General features: G+C 61.2%; 14 protein-coding genes. 9 read left to right on the forward strand and 5 right to left on the reverse strand.

Going from position 1 to position 17,501, the window contains the following annotated elements; all coding sequences use genetic code 11:
- Nucleotides 1–6 precede the first annotated feature (6 nt).
- The gene (locus U5A82_RS07350) at nucleotides 7–2,346 is read left to right on the forward strand and encodes a S8 family peptidase (protein WP_326289815.1); all 2,340 of its coding nucleotides are present in this window, start codon (nucleotides 7–9) and stop codon (nucleotides 2,344–2,346) included.
- 430 nt (nucleotides 2,347–2,776) lie between these two features.
- Here U5A82_RS07350 and U5A82_RS07355 read toward each other — a convergent pair whose 3' ends face one another.
- Nucleotides 2,777–3,829, reverse strand: coding sequence for an IS110 family RNA-guided transposase (locus U5A82_RS07355; protein WP_326292872.1), 1,053 nt, complete (start codon nucleotides 3,827–3,829; stop codon nucleotides 2,777–2,779).
- A gap of 560 nt (nucleotides 3,830–4,389) precedes the next feature.
- On the opposite strand from U5A82_RS07355, the gene U5A82_RS07360 reads away from it, so the two are divergent.
- Genes U5A82_RS07360 through U5A82_RS07370 form a run of 3 tightly spaced genes read left to right on the forward strand, consistent with a single transcriptional unit; the run spans nucleotide 4,390 to nucleotide 7,416 of the window.
- Complete coding sequence (locus U5A82_RS07360) at nucleotides 4,390–6,150, forward strand: ParB/RepB/Spo0J family partition protein (RefSeq protein WP_326289816.1); 1,761 nt, start codon at nucleotides 4,390–4,392, stop codon at nucleotides 6,148–6,150.
- A gap of 59 nt (nucleotides 6,151–6,209) precedes the next feature.
- Entirely contained in the window at nucleotides 6,210–6,455 is a 246-nt protein-coding gene (locus U5A82_RS07365; protein ID WP_326289817.1) for a sigma factor-like helix-turn-helix DNA-binding protein, read from the forward strand.
- A 49-nt stretch (nucleotides 6,456–6,504) separates the two neighbouring features.
- The gene (locus U5A82_RS07370; protein ID WP_326289818.1) at nucleotides 6,505–7,416 is read left to right on the forward strand and encodes a HEPN domain-containing protein; all 912 of its coding nucleotides are present in this window, start codon (nucleotides 6,505–6,507) and stop codon (nucleotides 7,414–7,416) included.
- Between the two features lie 73 nt (nucleotides 7,417–7,489).
- On the opposite strand, the gene U5A82_RS07375 is transcribed toward U5A82_RS07370, so the two are convergent.
- Nucleotides 7,490–7,852: a hypothetical protein gene (locus U5A82_RS07375; protein ID WP_326289819.1), complete on the reverse strand. Its 363-nt coding sequence runs from the start codon at nucleotides 7,850–7,852 to the stop codon at nucleotides 7,490–7,492.
- Between the two features lie 277 nt (nucleotides 7,853–8,129).
- On the opposite strand from U5A82_RS07375, the gene rlxS reads away from it, so the two are divergent.
- From rlxS to U5A82_RS07390, 3 genes are all read left to right on the forward strand, one after another.
- Nucleotides 8,130–10,202: a relaxase/mobilization nuclease RlxS gene (rlxS, locus tag U5A82_RS07380; protein WP_326292873.1), complete on the forward strand. Its 2,073-nt coding sequence runs from the start codon at nucleotides 8,130–8,132 to the stop codon at nucleotides 10,200–10,202.
- Nucleotides 10,203–10,369: 167 nt separating this feature from the next.
- The gene (locus U5A82_RS07385; protein WP_326289821.1) at nucleotides 10,370–10,789 is read left to right on the forward strand and encodes a ribbon-helix-helix protein, CopG family; all 420 of its coding nucleotides are present in this window, start codon (nucleotides 10,370–10,372) and stop codon (nucleotides 10,787–10,789) included.
- Nucleotides 10,786–11,013 carry a helix-turn-helix domain-containing protein gene (locus U5A82_RS07390; RefSeq protein WP_326289822.1) on the forward strand — a complete coding sequence of 76 codons (228 nt, stop codon included), beginning with the start codon at nucleotides 10,786–10,788 and terminating at the stop codon, nucleotides 11,011–11,013. The genes U5A82_RS07385 and U5A82_RS07390 overlap by 4 nt, the downstream gene beginning before the upstream one ends.
- A gap of 87 nt (nucleotides 11,014–11,100) precedes the next feature.
- On the opposite strand, the gene U5A82_RS07395 is transcribed toward U5A82_RS07390, so the two are convergent.
- From U5A82_RS07395 to U5A82_RS07405, 3 genes are all read right to left on the reverse strand, one after another.
- Nucleotides 11,101–11,460, reverse strand: coding sequence for a hypothetical protein (locus U5A82_RS07395; protein WP_326289823.1), 360 nt, complete (start codon nucleotides 11,458–11,460; stop codon nucleotides 11,101–11,103).
- Between the two features lie 80 nt (nucleotides 11,461–11,540).
- Nucleotides 11,541–11,972, reverse strand: a complete 432-nt coding sequence (locus U5A82_RS07400) for a DUF1810 domain-containing protein (RefSeq protein ID WP_326289825.1) — start codon at nucleotides 11,970–11,972, stop codon at nucleotides 11,541–11,543.
- A gap of 206 nt (nucleotides 11,973–12,178) precedes the next feature.
- Entirely contained in the window at nucleotides 12,179–13,324 is a 1,146-nt protein-coding gene (locus U5A82_RS07405; RefSeq protein WP_326289826.1) for an MFS transporter, read from the reverse strand.
- A gap of 165 nt (nucleotides 13,325–13,489) precedes the next feature.
- Between U5A82_RS07405 and U5A82_RS07410 the strand changes: the two genes are divergently transcribed.
- The gene (locus tag U5A82_RS07410; RefSeq protein ID WP_326289827.1) at nucleotides 13,490–14,095 is read left to right on the forward strand and encodes a TetR/AcrR family transcriptional regulator; all 606 of its coding nucleotides are present in this window, start codon (nucleotides 13,490–13,492) and stop codon (nucleotides 14,093–14,095) included.
- A 362-nt stretch (nucleotides 14,096–14,457) separates the two neighbouring features.
- The gene (locus U5A82_RS07415; RefSeq protein ID WP_326289828.1) at nucleotides 14,458–17,394 is read left to right on the forward strand and encodes a hypothetical protein; all 2,937 of its coding nucleotides are present in this window, start codon (nucleotides 14,458–14,460) and stop codon (nucleotides 17,392–17,394) included.
- The last annotated feature ends 107 nt before the right edge of the window (nucleotides 17,395–17,501 follow it).

Genomic DNA, 17,501 nt, shown 5'->3' on the forward strand with positions numbered 1-17,501 from the left:
GACTGCATGGCCCGCTACGACCATCTGCAGCTTGTTCGGCTGCCTGAGCGGATGCCGCGGCGCAAGACCGGCGGCGGTGGCCCGCCGCCGATGCGCGAGCCAGGCGGCCATAGCCGCAGGCTCGGGACGGAACTCGATCAGGCAGTTGCGGAGCAACGCCAGCGTCGACGGCCTGACGCAGTCGATCCCGCGTTAATCCTTCGGGTTAATATGAGCGGGCCGCTGCTGGAGGAGGAATGGGCGAAGGTCGGCTTGACCGTGCTTTCCAGCGACGAGGATCGCTCGCTGGTTCTGTTCGCGTCGAGCGAAGAACTGACAGATTTCCGGCGCAAACTTGCCACCTATGGTGCAGGCACGCCGGCAGGGCAGTTGAACCCCTCTTATTCGGGCTTCATTGCCAACGTCGAAGGTATCGCTGCTGTGGCGCCGCGCGATCGCATCGGCCTGCGCGCGCGCGAAGCGGGTCTTGTGGAGGCGGACGACTTCCAGCCTGATACGGCCTACATCGTCGATCTGGAGCTTTGGGATCTTGGCCGGCGTGATGTGCGCGAGCGCAAGCTCGATGACATCGTTGCCTACGCCGAGGCGCTAGGCGCTGAAGAACTTGACCGCCACGTTGGCCCGAACATCACGATGGTTCGGCTCAGCTGCGACGGCCGTGTCGTGCGGTCCCTGCTTTCGATCGAAGAGATTGCCGAGATCGACTTCCCGCCGGAACCGGATTTTCTGGCGGGAGATACAGATGATCTGGCCATCGGAGATCTGCCGCCTGTAGAAGAACTCGCCGAAGATTCCCCTCTCATCGGGATTATCGATAGCGGCGTGAACGACCACCCTCTGATCGAGGATATCATCGCGGGCGCCATAGGCGTACCGCCAACCCTGGGCACAGCTGACGAATGGGGACACGGCACCTTTGTAGGCGGCATTGCGACGTTCGGAGACCTGCGGGCACAGATCGGAAATGGCGCGCTCGTCCGCAATGCCCGTCTGTGCTCCGCTAAGGTCGTTGATGCGACCGGCCGCTTTCCCAACAGCCGTCTCATTCCCCGTCTGATGCGCGAGGCGATTACGCAGCTCAACGAGGAGTTTGGTTGCCGGATATTCGTCATTTCTCTCGGCGACCGCACTAAGCTGATCGAGGGCACAAAAGTGGGCGTCTGGGCACAGACCCTAGACGAGCTTGTCCGCGAACTGGACGTGGTCATCATCGTCTCTGCCGGTAATCGGCAGCCGCGCAGCCATTTGCGCGTGGAAGAGGCGGTCACCGAATATCCAACCTATCTCGCAGAGCCTGCAAACCGACTTTGCGAGCCGGCGGGCGCGATGAACATCGTCACGGTGGGCGCGCTGGCCAACGGCAATGGCCTTCCGGCGGCGGCGGGAGGTGTCGTCGGCATTCGCCCGATTACCGAGCGCCTGGAGCCATCTCCATTCTCACGAACAGGCCCAGGCGTGCGCGGGGCCATCAAACCCGATTTTACGGATTTTGGTGGAACACTGATTTACGACGGTACGACGAATCGTCTGCAAGGCGGGGAAGTGCGACCGGAAGCGGGCGTTCTGTCGCTTCACCATCGGCCTGTCGACCGCCTGTTCGCAACGCGGTCTGGCACATCTCACGCAGCACCTCTGGTTGCCTATAAGGCGAGTCAGATCCTCGGGCGCTTTCCTAATTCGTCAGCCAATCTGGTGCGCGCGTTGTTGGCTGGAAGCGCCGCTATCCCTGCAGAAGCCACGCGCCGGCTTGCGACGCTCGGCGAAGCACCGACGCGCGCGCAGTGCGGCTATGGGATGGTGGATGCCGAAATGGCTTCCTACTCCGATGACAATCGAGTGGTCCTCTATGCCGAAGACGAACTGACGATCGACCATTTCGCGGTGTACCAGATTCCGATTCCGCGGCCTTTTCAAACGGAGCGTGGCCGCCGCACGATTCGGGTGAGCCTCGCCTATGATCCGCCGGTTCGGCATAGCCGGCTCGACTATAACGGCGTCTCCATGAGTTTTCGGCTTATACGCGGGTGCACGCCTGAAGAAATCTTCGACCACTATCGCCGACGCACTCAGGCGGACGGGCCGATTCCTGAGATGGCAAACCGCAATAACTGCAATCTCAGTCCGTCGTCGACGGCGCGGGAGAAATCGAGCCTCCAAAGCGCTTCGGTCAGTTTCGCTCGCGATGTGAGCGGTTACGGCGACGTCTACTATTTGGTTGTCCGTTGTGCAGGTGGCTGGGCCGGTGACGCTGGACAGCAGAGTTTCGCGGTCGCGGTCGAAATCTCGCATGAAGCCGAAGTGGGGCTGTATGAGCGCCTCCGCCAGCAGGTGCGCGTCCGCGCCTGATTGCACGCCTACTTCCTCCCACTGGCGGGGTTCGGTATCGAGCATGCGCGGTTGGGGACTTTATGCCTTAGGTCCGGACGTAACCAATCGGCTCCAGCGCAGGGGGCAAACCCGCCGTTAGGTTACGCAGGGAACGTCCGCTTTCCTCACCCTGACGCTCAAGACGGGACAGAGCACAATGTCCCAAACCAAGCCGTTCCAATTTCCCCCGTGGGCCGGATCTGACAAAGTTCAACCAGGCAATGCGATCACGAGCCGGGTGTTGAGACGCCCTTGAGTTGCGTGTCGGCGCCTTTGGTCAGACGACTTGGACATACGCGCCGACCACCCGGCGAAATCTGCATATACGATTTACAGGCTTGGCCCCAGCTCCTGATACTGAGTTACAATCGAGACATGTGGTCGGGGTCCAAGCCTATAGGCTTCAAATTCAGATGCGGATCGGGAACGGCTGGAAGTCTTGACCGGATTTCCACAAGCTCAACATGAGGGTCGCGAGTTTTCTGGCCACTGCGACCTTTGCCTTCCCATGTCCCGCGCGAGCTGCCAGCTGCCTACCCCAATCCTTTAGCGCGCATTCAGTTTTTGTTCGGCTGATCAAAACTCCAGCGGCCATCACGAGATGCCCCCTGGTCATCTTGTTGCCAGCTTTTGTGATCCGCGAATGCTGGCATATCGTTCCAGATTGTTTCACCCGAGGTACAAGACCCAGATACGCCCCGACATCCGCAGATGTAGCAAAGCGTATTGGATCGTCGATAGCGCTGTAGAATGAGAGCGCACTGATTGGACCGACGCCGGGTATTTGTAGAAATCTTCTGGTGACAGGGTTCGATTCGGCCGTTTGCAGCACGTACTTATCTGCCGCCTTCACATAGCGGTCCAAGGCTTCACGGATATCTACCATCGGTCGAGCCTGTGGCGTGAGATCCAATTTTTCGTCGTGCATAAGGCGGGTCAGTTCCTGTTCTAGGCGGACCCGCCAGCCTTTGTTTGGGGGCACGGCTTTCGGGTCCGCTCCGTTCTCGCGCAACAATGCGCGCAGCGCACTGTCGATCGCAGTACGTTGTCGAAGCAGTTGGTCGCGGAATACCAGTTGGGACCGCAGGCGTTGGATCGCTACACTTTTTACGTGAACCGAGACCTCAGTAGCCCGACGCATCCGCCCCAGGTCAGCGAGACCGCGCGCGTCGTTCGTGTCGGTCTTGTTTCGCCTGATCGTAAGGAATTTATTCGAGGTTATGGTGTCAAAGACGACGACGGAGTATCCAAGTTCTCGCAGTTTTCTTGCAAGTTGGTTTCCCATTCCCGCTTCGATGCTAACACGCATTCCACCCAATTGCATAAACGGCTTGAGAACGTCAGCAATGTTGCGAATGTCTGATGTTGCCATTTGCTCGAGCAGCACCTCACCTGCATTGCTCGTGACGCAAATCGCTGTTCTTGCTTCTCCGATGTCCAGCCCGGCCCAGAATTGCTGCATTTTCAACGCAACCTCCAGCTATCAAATGGGGAGCGCGTACCACCTTGAGAAGCTAGGTCGCACCATTGGTCAGCGCGCCTACAGCGAGGTTACGGCGAAGCGCTTCCTTTGTCCCTACGGACACTGAAATATTCGACCAAGTCTCTGAACAGTTTATGAAGCTTCGTGGTTCAGGCGACTGTCTCCATATAATATGGGCGTTTCGCGCCGCAGGCGCGACCCTGCTCTATGTCGCTGCGCGCCACCGAGCCGCGCGTGCCGCGCGTCTCGTCCCATCCGGGTGACGATCAGTAACGCAGGGGGCGTTGCTATGCGCACCGCCCGGCGGTCACCGCGCCCTTGGCGCGGCGGCGTTGGCCTTGGCGGCGTCGATCTGGCGGGTGGGCGTCGCTGCCCTGTAGGCCCGCCGCGCCGGGCCGCAACCCGGCTGTGCCGGGTCTTACACTTTGTTTCAGTCCTGCGGATGCCGCCCGGCTCTGTCGGCGGGCCTGCTGGTCACGCTCCTGCCGCCCACCCGCCATTCCGGCGCCGGTTGCTGCGGTTTGAAGGAGTGATAAGAAATGGAACTCAAGCATATTGATATCGCCAACCTGTCTGTCGCTGCCGTCAACATGCGCGGCAAGGGCAAGGCAGACTTGTCCAACATCCTTCCGTCGGTGCGCGCACGCGGCGTGCTGGTACCGCTGATCGTGCGGCAGAATGGTAGTCCCGATACCTACGAGATCGTGGCAGGCAAACGGCGCTATCAGGCCGCGCTGGCCGTCGCTCAGGAGAGCGGCGAAGCCGAAGCGCTGCCCTGCGCGGTGATCGAGGCCGGTGATGATGCGGCGGCGTTGGAAGCCTCGCTGATCGAGAATATCGCCCGGCTCGATCCCGACGAGGTGACCCGCTGGGAATGTTTCACCCGGCTGGTGCGGGAAGGGCGCAGCGCCGATCATATCGCCACCACCTTCGGCCTTACCGATTTGCAGGTGAAACGCACCCTTGCGCTCGGCAATCTGCTGCCGCGCATTCGCACCCTCTATCGGCGCGGCGATATCGAAACGGCGTCCGTCCGGCACCTGACACTGGCAACCAAGAGCCAGCAGCAGCAATGGCTGGCGCTGCTTGACGATCCCGACAGCTATTGCCCCACCGGTCATGCGCTCAAATCTTGGGTGCTGGGCGGTGCGTCGATCCCGGTCAGAGCGGCTCTGTTCGACGTAGAGGGCTATGAAGGTGCCATCGTCGCCGACCTGTTCGGGGAAGATCGCTATTTCGCCGATGTCGCCGCCTTCTGGACCGCGCAGACCGCAGCGATCGAAGCTCGGGTTGAGGCATATCGCGATGCCGGATGGCGCGATGTCGTCCTGCTGCCGCAGGGCGAACCCTTCCATGGTTGGGACTATGAACGGTGCCCCAAGCGCAAGGGCGGCAAGGTCTACGTCGTCACCAGTCCGCGCGGCGATGTCGCCTTCCATGATGGCTATCTGACCGCGAAGGAAGCCCGCAGGCTTGCCAAGGGTGAAGAGGGTGGCGAAACCAGCGATAAGCCATCGCGTCCCGAACTGACCAGCAGCCAGCAGGATTATATCGATCTCCACCGCCATGCCGCCGTGCGCGCGCGGATGATCGATGCGCCCGGCCTGTGCCTGCGGGTGGCAGTGGCGCATATGATTGCCGGATCGCCGCTCTGGACGATCAGGACCGAACCGCAGCGCGCTGCCGACGCCATTGCCGAAAGCGTCGAGAACAGCATGTCCGAAGCGCAGTTCGATGGCGAGCGGCGCAGGCTGCTGGCACTCCTGGACTTTGATCCCGATACGCCCACCATCACCGGCGGCAGCGATGGACTGACCAGCCTTTATGCCAAACTCTGCACCCTGGACGATGCCAGCATCATGGCCGTGATGTCCGTGGTGATGGGCGAAACGCTGGACGCCCGCAGCGATCTTGTCGATGCGCTCGGCGTGCAGCTTGGCATCGACATGGCGCAGGTCTGGCAGGCGGACGACGCGCTGCTGGATAGCCTGCGCGACCGCGCCGTCATCGATGCGATCCTCACCGAGGTGGCGGGCGCGGACATTGCCGACTCCAATATAAAGGAGACCGGCAAGACCAAGCGGCAGATCATCCGCGATTGCCTCACCGGCAGCAACGGACGCGCCAAGGTCGAGGGCTGGGTGCCGCGCTGGCTGCACTTCCCCGCCACCAGTTATACCGAACGGGGCGGCGTCGCCAGCGTCAGCCGGACTGCCAGCGCCGAACAGGCCATGGCCTTCCCCGATGCCGCCGACACCCTGACCGACGCCGATCCCGCGCCCTTGTCGCAGGCCGCATGACCTGTCCCTGACCGGCGGCCTGCGCGCCGCCGGTCCTCTCTTTGAACGGGAGATATGTCATGACCGACATTACCGATACCGAACGGCTCGAACGTCTGGAGGCGGCCCTGCTGTCGATGCCGCGCCTGCGCCGTGAGATATTCCTCGCCGCCCGCTTGGACGCCATGACCTATGGGGATATCGCCCATAGGACCGGCCTGTCTGTCAGAGCAGTCGAACGCCAGATGGCCCGCGCGATCGTGCATATTGGCCGTCATCTGCGCGATGCCGATGCGCCATCGCCGGATGGGTCGTCGCCCACATAGTTGCGCGGCGAGGTTGGCGGCATTGCGATAGCAGGCTAGGATCAGGACCATGAAGACCAGTCTCGATCATCTGCCGCAAGCCAAGCAGCGCGAACTGGCGCATGTGGTCGAGACGGTGCGCGCAGGCTTCGCCAGCGCCACTGCCCAGCGTACCCAACCGCGCTATCGCAATGGCCAGCTGCTCAAGATCATCCTGTTCGGCAGCTATGCGCGCGGCGACTGGGTCGAGGACCCGGTGGGCCGCTATTTTTCCGATTACGACCTGCTCATTATCGTCAACCATGACGATCTGACCGACATGGCCGAATTCTGGGAAAAGACCGAGGCACAGTTTCTCGCGGACCTCTCGGCGGGCACGGTCCTGCGCACCCCGGTCAGCCTCATCTATCACAGCCTTGACGATGTGAACGACAAGCTGCGGCTTGGGCGCTACTTCTTCATGGACATATTGCGGGACGGGATCAGCCTGTTCGAAGAGCCGGACCACCCCTTTGTCGAGCCGCAGGCGCTTTCACCCGAACAGGCGCTTAAGGAGACGCAGGACTATTTTGAGGATTGGTTCGGCACGGCGCAGGAGTTCATCGAGGGGGCTGGATTCCATTTAGGGAAAGAGCATCTGAACCTCGCGGCGTTCAACTACCATCAGTCCGTCGAGCGGCTTTATCACTGCCTCTTTCTCGTCCGCACTTTATATTCCCCCAAGACCCATAATCTGAACCGCCTGCGCGATCTTGCCGAGGAACTGGAGCCATCACTCAAAGCGGTCTGGCCGCGCGATAGCCGCTTTGAAAAACGCTGCTATTCCCTTCTGCGCGATGCTTATATCAAGGCCCGCTACTCACGTGCCTATCGCATCACAGCCGAGGAACTGGACTGGATCGCGCAGCGTGTGACGTTGCTGCAGAGCCTGGTTCGTGAGGCGTGCGAGCTGCGTATCGAGACGCTTGCCAAGGCAGCCTAGGCGGCATTCAACCCGTTGCATGACGGCCTGTTTGCCATTAATTCCGCGTCGATAACACCTGGCTGTCAGTGCGTCAGGCCGCTTCTCTCCGGTCGATATCCAACACCAACTGTCGCCCGTCATCACCCGCATCCGCATGGATCGGGCACAGCGTCTTGCTGCCGCAGGCAAGCGTCATCCATTCTATTTTCCAGTCGATCCGCGCATGATCATGGCGTCCCTCGCGCGTGATGCTGACGATAGCCGCGCCCTCTACGGCGAGCGCAAAATGGCAGCGTCCGCTGCCGATATCATGATGGCCTCGCAGCAATGTCCCATCGGAAAAGGCAAAGGCAAAACCATCCGTTACCGCGCTGGCAGGTAGGGCCAGTACGTCGTCGACATCGCCGGTCAGCTTCAGCCTGCCGCCATCCATCGCCTCAATCTGCACGCTCATGCCTGGCCCTTCCCCTGAGAATCGGAACAGGTGTGAGAATAGAACATAGAGTGAACATAAGGAAGGGGGTCGGATAGGGAGGTGATGGCAAGATAAAGGCCGACACGCTTCGTCGTATCTGTCCGGCCAAGCCCTTGTCTGCACATCGTTTTTTATGGAGACGACCTGTCTCGCTGGCGAGACTGGTTCGGCGCCGGTGGCGCGCAAAGCCGCAGAAGTCCTGGGCTTTTGTGCGAGATACTTGAGACTACGGGGTCTGGCTCGCCATATCCTGCCGATGGCACAGGATGACGATATTTTCGAGCCCCGCGTCGGGCGTTCACGGCGCGACAGCGCCCGCCCGCCGCGGGCTACGCGACTGCGCGCTGAGATAGTAAAGCAGGTTGCCCGGCGCGGCGGTGACCCGCGTCGGCTCGGCGATGCTGGCGCGGTTTCTGCGCCCCGAACTGGGCGCTTCAATGCGCGGGGCCGGGGCGCCCGGATTGCGGCGGCCGTGCCGCGCGGTTCGGGCTGGTCGTTCGACCACGGCAGCGGCATGCGGGTGCGGCCCCGGCGGGTAACGGTGAAGGCACGCGTCGTGAAGCTGGCGGGCAAGGCGACGGCTGTCCGTTCCCATCTACGCTATCTCGAACGCGATGGCGTCAGCCGTGAAGGCGAGCCGGGGCGCTTCTATTCGACCTTTGCCGATGATGCGGACGGGAAGGCATTTGCAGAACGTGGGGCGGGCGATCGTCACCAGTTCCGGTTCATCGTCGCGCCCGAGGATGGTCCCGCCTTCGATCATCTGCGCAATTTTACCCGCGATCTCATGGCAAAAATGGAGGAGGATCTGGGCACGACGCTCGACTGGGTGGCGGTGGATCATTTCGACACCGGTCATCCCCATAGCCATATCCTGGTCCGGGGCATCACCGAGGACGGCAAGACCCTCAACATCGCGGGTGACTATATCGCCCATGGCATTCGCCACCGGGGATCGCAGATCATGACCTGGGCGCTGGGGCCGCAGAGCGAGCTGGAGGTGCGCCACCAGCTCGAGCGCGAGGTCGATGCCGAACGGCTCACCCGGCTCGACCGGATGATGCTGGCGCAGGCCGGGGACAAGGCGCGCGACCATGTCATCGACCTGCGCGGACAGGAAGGTCGGCGTGCGTTCGATCCCCAGCATCAGCAACTGCTGGTCGCGCGTGCCCGTGTGCTCGAGCGGATGGAGCTGGCGGAGCCAGCAGGGCCGCTGGCCTGGAGGCTCGCCCCGCACATGGAACAGACGCTGATCGACATGGGCATGCGTGGCGACATCATCCGGCTCATGCACCGCGAGATGACGCAGGAGAAATCAGCGCCCGGAATTGAGCATGATCGCTGTGTCGTCCATGGCATCGACAAGGTGCCCGAACAGAATGAAGGCCCCATCATCGGTAGGGTGGTAAAGCGGGGCACTGCCGACGATGAACATGAGCGCCGCTATATCATCGTCGACGGCATTGATGGGCACAGCCATTATGTCGATATCGGGATCAGCGCCGAACCGACACCCATCGGTGGCGTGGTCAGCCTGACGCCCGTGCAGGCCGAACCCCGCAGCGTCGATCAGACCGTCGCCCACATCGCCGAGGCCCATGGTGGCCGCTATACGGTCGATATCCACCTGCGCCATGATCCCACGGCCACCGAAAGCTTTGCACAGACCCATGTCCGGCGACTGGAGGCGATCCGCAGGGTGATCGGCAAGCCCGAGCGCGCGCCCGATGGGACATGGCAGATCGGTCCCGATCATCTCGATACCGCGCTGGCCTATGAGCAGCGCAAACTGCGCGCCGAACCGGTCAAGGTCGAGATGCTGTCCTCGACGCCGATCCTCGCACAGACCGGCGTCCATGCCGCGACCTGGCTGGACCGGGAACTGGTGGCGAAAGACAGGATGGTCACTGCCGATACAGGCTATGGCGCAGAGGTCCGCAAGGCGCTGGCGCTGCGCCAACAATGGCTGGTCGAGCAGCAACTCGCCGAGCGTCAGGGGAGCGATGTCCTTTACCGCGCCAATCTGTTGCGCATCCTGCGGGACCGCGAAATGCGCGCGGTGGCAGGGCAATTGTCGCACGAGATGGGCCTGCAGTTCACACAGATCGAACCGGGCGAGCGCGTCGAGGGGACGCTCAGGCGGAGGGTGGATATGACCTCGGGACGCTTCGCGCTGATCGAGCGCGCGCGGGACTTCACGCTCGTGTCGTGGCGCGACGATCTGGAACGCCATGTCGGCAAACCCTTGTCCGGCATCATGCGCGACGGGCGGTCGATCAACTGGACGATAGGCCGGGGGCGGAGCGGTCCCAGCATCGGCGGTATGTGAGCCAGCACGACACAGGTCCGATCCGAGCCGATCTGCGCCCATCAGCATCATAGCCTTGCGACAGGTCGGACGGCGATAATCGCCCACGGTAGCGGATCGCTCTTATGTTCCCCCTGCAAAGGGCTGGTCCGCTGCCACCCGACATCCCCATGGGCAGGCGACATCCTATGAAAAGCTACAAGACCCGGCATCAACTGTTCCTGCCCGAGGAGATGAGCAAGCGGCTCGACCATCTGGCGAAGAGCTCAGGCCGCGCGCGGTCCGAAATCCTGGTCGAGGCGCTCGACGCCTGGTTCAATCGGCGGCAGGCACCCAAATCCGACGAGAGCATCGGTATCCGCCTGACCCGGATCGAGCGCGATACCCAATGGCTGCGCCGCAACCAGGGCCTGGTCTGGGAAGTGCTGGCGCGGATGGTCCGGCATCAGCTGATTATGGGCGCCATGCATCCGGTCGACGAGGCGGCGCAGGCCGTGGGGGCCAGGATGTTTGCGCAGCTGATCGACGAGATCGCTGATCGGTTCGCCGGGAAAGCCGCGCCCGCCACGGACGACCCCGCCACCTTGAAGCTGAGGAGTTTGCAATGAGCCGGGAGCATCGCGCGCTGAAGGCAACAGACCTTCCCGCCCCCGATGGGTTCGAGCCGATCACGGTGCGCGTTCCCGACGCTTGCCGGATGCTGGGCATCCGACGCAGCAAATTCTATGAGCTGATCGCCGATGGCGAGATCAGGATCCTCAAGCTGGGTAGCGCCACGCTCGTGCCCATGGAGCAGATCAGGGCATTGGTCCGGCGGCTTGAGAAGGGATGATCGGAAGGCGGGTTGGCAGCTACGCCTGCGGCTGTGCAGGCTGGGTTTCGGAAATGGCCTGCGTGCAGACCGGCCAACGCATGCAGCTCACTGATGATGCAGCATTTTCTCGAACCCATCATTCGCCTTCGCCATCTTGGCGACTTTCCTCAGATGGCTGCGAACATGGCGCTCGAACCGCACATCGTCGTAAACGCCGGTTGCGTGATATTCCTCCTGGCCGATCAGCGCCTTGAGGCGCTGGGCAAACGGGGCCTGCTCTTCGGTGCAATCAGGAGCCTGAAGGGCACGGCACACCCATTCCTCGGCGGCGGCCTTGTCATAGTCATCGCGCGCCTCATAGCCACGTCGGTCAGCCGCCGCCTGATCCAGCTTCGACACGTCCAACCGGCGCGCCAGCCATTTACGGACCAGCGCCCCATTCCATGGCTTTGACGGATTGCTCATGCATTTGCTCCAGATCCCGATCGCCAGCCCCATATCAGTTACCCGCTCGCGTTCGATGACGGAATGCTGACGCGTTGATATTATTGCCGTGCCAGCAGCCGAAGGGTGGCATCGTCGCGCACGCCGCCGAACCAGCGGTCCAGCGCGGCGCTGAACAGGTCACCGCCCGTGGCAGCCTCGAACAGGGTAAGGGACGATCGTAGCTTCATGGCGTCCACCTCTCCGAGCACGCCTGCCGGGCTGCTGCTGTGTGGCAGGTCTTCCAGCGTCACCACACATTCTCGCAGGCGGTCACCAAGTGTGGGGTGCGCTAAATAGGCGCGCGCCTCGTCCAGTGACGCGATGGCGTAATGCTGTGCCGTAGAGCTGCGGCCCAGGCCAGCGACCTGGGGGAAAATGAACCACATCCAGTGGCTGGTCTTCCGGCCTTGGCGCAACTCGGCAAGGACGGCCGCATAAACGGACTGCTGGGCGGCGAGGAAGCGGCTCAGGTTGTACGGGTCGTTGCTCATGCAGGTATGACGCGGTCAGAAGCTGGTCGTTCCGCGTGACCGGGTTGCGCCCATTTTCGCCGTTCGAGAACGATATTCTCGCTCCCGGAAGCGGACATTTGGATCATGATTTGGTTTCGGACGAAGTTGTCATTCCCGCAGCTTCCCTCGCTCAAACATGGGAGGCCGAAAGCCAAGGCGACGTCCCCCAATCCCGCCGAGTTCAATCAATGTCCTATCACCGCCATGTCTCCAGTGCGGCTTCCTGCGGGAAAGCCGTGCACGCGTGATGACCATGCCACCATTAATCCAATGCATATCAACGCGAGCATGGCCCAGGGAAATGCTGCGACACCCCAAGCCTCAAGCATAAAACCGCCAGCAAGGCCGCCCGCAGCGATCGCACCGTTCCAGGCAACGACATTCATCGACAGAGCCGTGTCGGCGCCGTCGCCAGCAGCATCTGCGAGGGCGGTCTGGAGCAAAGTTGCTGCGCCGCCAAAAGTCAGTCCCCAGATCGCAGTGCAGGCGTAGATAACGATGACGGACCTGGCGCCCACCACAAGCGTCACCGTGACCAGCGCGAACAGAGCAAGACTGGCCAGCACGGCCGTCCGCAGAAAATGATCTACCAGCCTCCCGGTCAGCCATATGCCGACCAAGGCTGTCATGCCAAATGTGAGCAGGACGAGATCTAAGTGGTCTGCCAGACCAGCAGGCGTCACGAACGGCGCCACATAGGTGTAAAGGATGTTGTGTGCGAGCATCCAGCAGACGACGACCCCCAACACGGAACGAACCCCTGGTTTAGTGAGAACGCGGTAAAGCGGCATGCGCGCGCTGCGGGCCTGACCGGGATAATCGGGAACCTTCGCCAGCACCCACAGGATCAGCACGATCGTCAGCAGTGACATTACACCAAAAGCAGAACGCCAGCCGACTGCGGCACCCAGCCAGGTTCCGAAGGGAACACCGAGGGACAAGGCTACAGGCGTTCCAACCATGGCAATCGCCATCGCTCGGCCTTGTTGTTCGGGTGCAACCATCCGGCGCGCGTATCCCGCCAACAGGCTCCAGGCTAATCCCGCCGACATGCCGGCCATGAACCGGGCTGCCATCGTGAGCAGTATGTTATTTGAAAGTGCAGTGATCGAGTTGAAGACGAGGAAACCGACAATCGTCAGCAACAACACACTGCGCCGTCGCCACCCCTGCGTCGCGATGCTGAGGGGGATGGCAGCGATCAGTGAGCCGATCGCATAAGCAGTAACAGTCTGGCCCGCGAGCGCTGATGAAATGTCCATGCCCGAGGAAATTTGCGGCAGCAGTCCGGCTGGCAGGGTTTCGGTGGCGATGCAGATGAAGCCCGTCATTGCGAGCGCTAGAAGTGCGGAAACTGGCATGGGATCGCTTGCCCGGTTGAATTCTTTGTTAGGCATGGAAACCTTCACATTTATGGATTGATCGATCCATAAGTACGCTAGTGACAGCCGGATGGCAATGATTTATAGAATGATTGATCCATAAATGAGGACGGCATGCCACGCACAGGACGCCCGCGCACTTTTGACCGAGCCGCCGCCATCGATGCGGCAATGATGCTTTTTTGGGCTCAAGGTTATGAGCCAACGTCCTTGTCGCAGCTCAGGTCCTGCATGGGAGGGCTATCGTCGGCCAGCTTCTATGCGGCTTTCACGTCCAAAGAGGCGTTGTTCCAAGACGTTGTAGACCATTACATCGAATCCTATGGCCAGGTGACCGCCAGCCTCAAGGACGATACGCTCGCTCCGCGCGACGCAATCGAGACGGCACTGCGCAAATCGGCCGCTATGCAAACGGCGCAATCGCATCCGCCAGGCTGCTTGATCATGCTCGGCGCCAGCAACTGCTCGCCAGAAAATCGGCAGGTCGAGGCGATTCTGGTCCAGGAGCGTCAACGCAACCGACAAGGGATCCAACGGCATGTTGAGAGAGCTAAAACGGACGGAGAGTTCTCACCAGGTACTGACACTGCCGCAATGGCAGGGATGTTTAGCTCCTTTCTGAGCGGTATATCAGTGGAAGCCAGAGACGGCGTACCTTTATCGCAGATCGACGCAGCGATTACGTCATTAATGCTGCTTTGGGATCGAGCTGCAGTCTGACGGTGTAGGGTCGATGCGTGACTGACGGAATTCTGCCGAGTGCGCCCATTCAAGCCGTTCAATTTGAAAAGTCTCGGGCCTACGAGCGATCAGTCCGGTTATGGCCGGGGCTGGGACGAAGCTGTCGTTCGCCAGCTTGGGGCGAAAGACGGGTCTTGTCAGAAGCGGTCGTAGGCCGACGATCGGTAAATTGAACGCGAATGCGAAAGCCTTGCCGGCTGAAGGCTGACTGGAATTCGGCGGAATTTCAGCATGAACCCGCAAGGGCGGACCTGCACCGCTTCAACAACCAGCGCGACGCAAATGTCAAAGCGCGCTACTCTAGGCTTTGCCATGTGAATATCTGAAAAGCCGTTGCCAGAATGAACAAAGTCCAGCTCGTCGCGATGATCCGCTTCAACCTCAGCGAGATGAAGGCGCGCAACGCGCATCATGAGTTCGAACATCTCGCGCGCTATCTGGCGCGGGCCAAGGTGCACAGCAACATCCTGCCCGCTACTGGACCGGTGAGCGCTGGCGGTGATGAGGGTCGCGACTTCGAAACCTATCGTAGCTCGATCACGCGGCCAATCAGTGCTGTTTCGAACGAGCTAAGCTCCGGATTGCGACGCGTCAGGTTCGGATGCTCGCTGGCAACCAAGATCACTTCCAAGATCAAGTCTGACGTCAAAACGATGGCCGCGCCTGGGACGGCTGATGCGATCGCGTATTTTTGCGAAGCGAATGTCCCGATTAAAAAGCGGCTCGAACTCACACGTTGGGCTACATCCGAGCACAGCCTCGAACTTCAGATCTTCGACGGGACCGCAATCGCTGAAATGCTGGCGGACGCCGACGTCTTCTGGATCGCGCAGCAATATCTACACCTTCCCGCCGACGCCTTCCCCACGCATGCCGGAGATCAGAGCTGGTATCCGAAGCACCGCGATCGGTGGCGCGGCAGGGAACCGATGTCGTTCAGCACGTCGGACTTCTTTGAGGTGAAGTCCGGGCTCAGGTACGCAACGTTCAACGAGGAGGGCCGACCAGATCTTCTTGAATGGCTAAAACTCACAGAGGCGTTTCGCGTCGAACCTTGCCTACGCGAGATGGCGCGCGCTGCGGCTTACGAGATCGCCGTCGCGAACCTTCGCGGGAAGACCGATCTCGATCCCGCCAAACATTTGATCGTCGACTTCTTTTCGGATGTCGATGCGTGGCTCGCGCCCTCGGATCTACAAGATGCGGCAACGCTCGTGAGCTACGCATTTGGCGCATGGGTCCTGGGCCACTTCTCAGGCGATCTGACCGAAGTGCTCGTTTGGCGTGGTAGAATCGCAACAATCCTCGACCGCGAGGTTGACGCATCGGAGGGCCCTGGGCGCCTCGCCGCCTTGCTTCGTATCCGCGCATCACTTGCGACCGTGCCGATAGCGGCCGACACAGCGCCCGATCTCAGCGCTGGCTTCGACGATTGGGAACGCATGCTCGACGCTGCCCACAGCGCGCCGCTATTCCCGATCGAGGACTTCACGGACTTTCTCAATAAGCTAACGCCCATGCTCGGCAATCACCCTCGCTTCGAGGCGCTCGCGGAGCGCGCGGAGGATCTTGTTGCCAAGAAGGCCGGCCCCGCAGTCGCGGCCGACAAAAGCTTCGACCGCGCAGTTCTCCGCTACGAGCAAGATGACCTGCTGCTGGCGGTACACGACTTTCATCGCATTCAGCACCGCTGGTTCAGCGGAGATCGCCTCGAAGGTTTCCAACGCGCGACATTTCTCCTCTCCAAATCCTACCTCGAACTCGGTCTCGCCTATGCCGCAAAATACATGGCGCTCGTCGGTAGCTATCTCGCGCAGCATAGTGAGCGACCCGAGGTAAAGGCCCAGCTTCCCCAAATGCTCATGCTCGTCGCTGACGCGGATGATGCCGCCGGCAACTCTCTCTCGTATGTTCAGACTTTGCTCCCCGTCATCGGCGCGCATTTCGCATTCGAGCCTGATCCATTCGACCAGGATCGCCATCCAGAACTGACCGCACACCTCGGTCAGGTCGCGGCGTTGCGCGGCATTACGGGACGCCTTGGAAGCGCGCACATGGCAATCGTCGACCAGGCTCTTGCGCGCTGGCCAGAGCATCTACGCCACTCAGTCGTCGCTTCGTCGGACGGTACCGACGGCTTCTGGTTCAAGGGCGGTCAGGATGATGTCTGGCAGGGTATCGAAGAAGCATTCATCGGCCGCCCGTTTGGCGACTTGGGAAAGCAGCGCCTTATCGAGTGGCGCGCTCTCGGCGTTCGATGGGTAGCAACCTTTCAAAACACTTACGGCCACACTGCCATCGCGGAAGAGTTCGTCGCACAGCTGCAGATTGTACAGGCAACGCTGGGGGGTGTCGATCTCATGCTGTTGCCGACGATCGTCCGGATGGAGCTCGCTCTGGCGACGGGGCCTGAGGACGTCGGTGTGTCGAAGGGTAAGGGTTGGGCGAAGGGACAGGGGATCACCTTCTCGGTGCGCCTCCCGCCGAACGACCAAGCTGCCGCGGACATTGAGGAGGGGATCCGGTCGGCGGGGAAGATGACGGCCGTCCTCATCAGCCTATGCTCTGTTCTGCCCCATCGCACCTTGACCGAACGAACGGGGCCGCTCGTCCGCATGGCGCTGGACCGGATTTTCGTGGGCAGGCCCTACCGAGAAATCTATCGCGAGACGATGCTCCAAGACCTCTTTCTGGAAGAAGAGCGGCTAGATCTCGAACCGCTTGCGCGCGAACGCTCATTCGCGTCCCGCGAGCATCCGCAGCTTGGCTCCCCACAGGGGCCTGGGCAGGGCTATGACAAGGAATCCGCATTGCAGTCAATCGGGGAGCGCTACGAGAGAGCTGCCGGTTGCATCCGGCACACGCTCCGCCGTTTACTTGCTCGACCGGATCGCCGCGTATTCCTCGAAAGCTGGCACCGGGAGGGTATGCTGGATTGGGAGATCCTGTCGATTGTCGCTAACGCGGCGGCAAATATTCGCTTCCCGATCACGGACGATAGTGCGACGGCAGAGCAGCTAGAGCAAGTGCGCGGCATGTTCGATCAAAAGGAGCGGGTGCGGGATGCGTTGGACCCGGCGCTCTTCACGGACGAACTTCTCATCGCCAACAGGCAAGGGTTTCATGGCGCGCTCGCAGCTGGCTGGCAGTTGCAAGGGAGCCCCGCCCTTTCAGACCGAGATGCCGTCGAGAAATTCTTGATACAGCGTTACGGGCTTCGATCCGACGACATAAAACATAGTGACCTATTTAAATGGGGCGGAGCAGCGTTAAGTTAAAAGCTTATGGCGCGCTGCCGCTCGTCCGGTTCGTTTGATCTGATCGGCAGCTTTCGTAAGGACCCGGATGTCACCGGTCCAAATGTAAACGGCCAACTTTGGTCCGC

Source organism: Sphingobium sp. CR2-8, from assembly GCF_035818615.1.
In the GTDB taxonomy this organism is placed as follows: Bacteria; Pseudomonadota; Alphaproteobacteria; order Sphingomonadales; family Sphingomonadaceae; genus Sphingobium.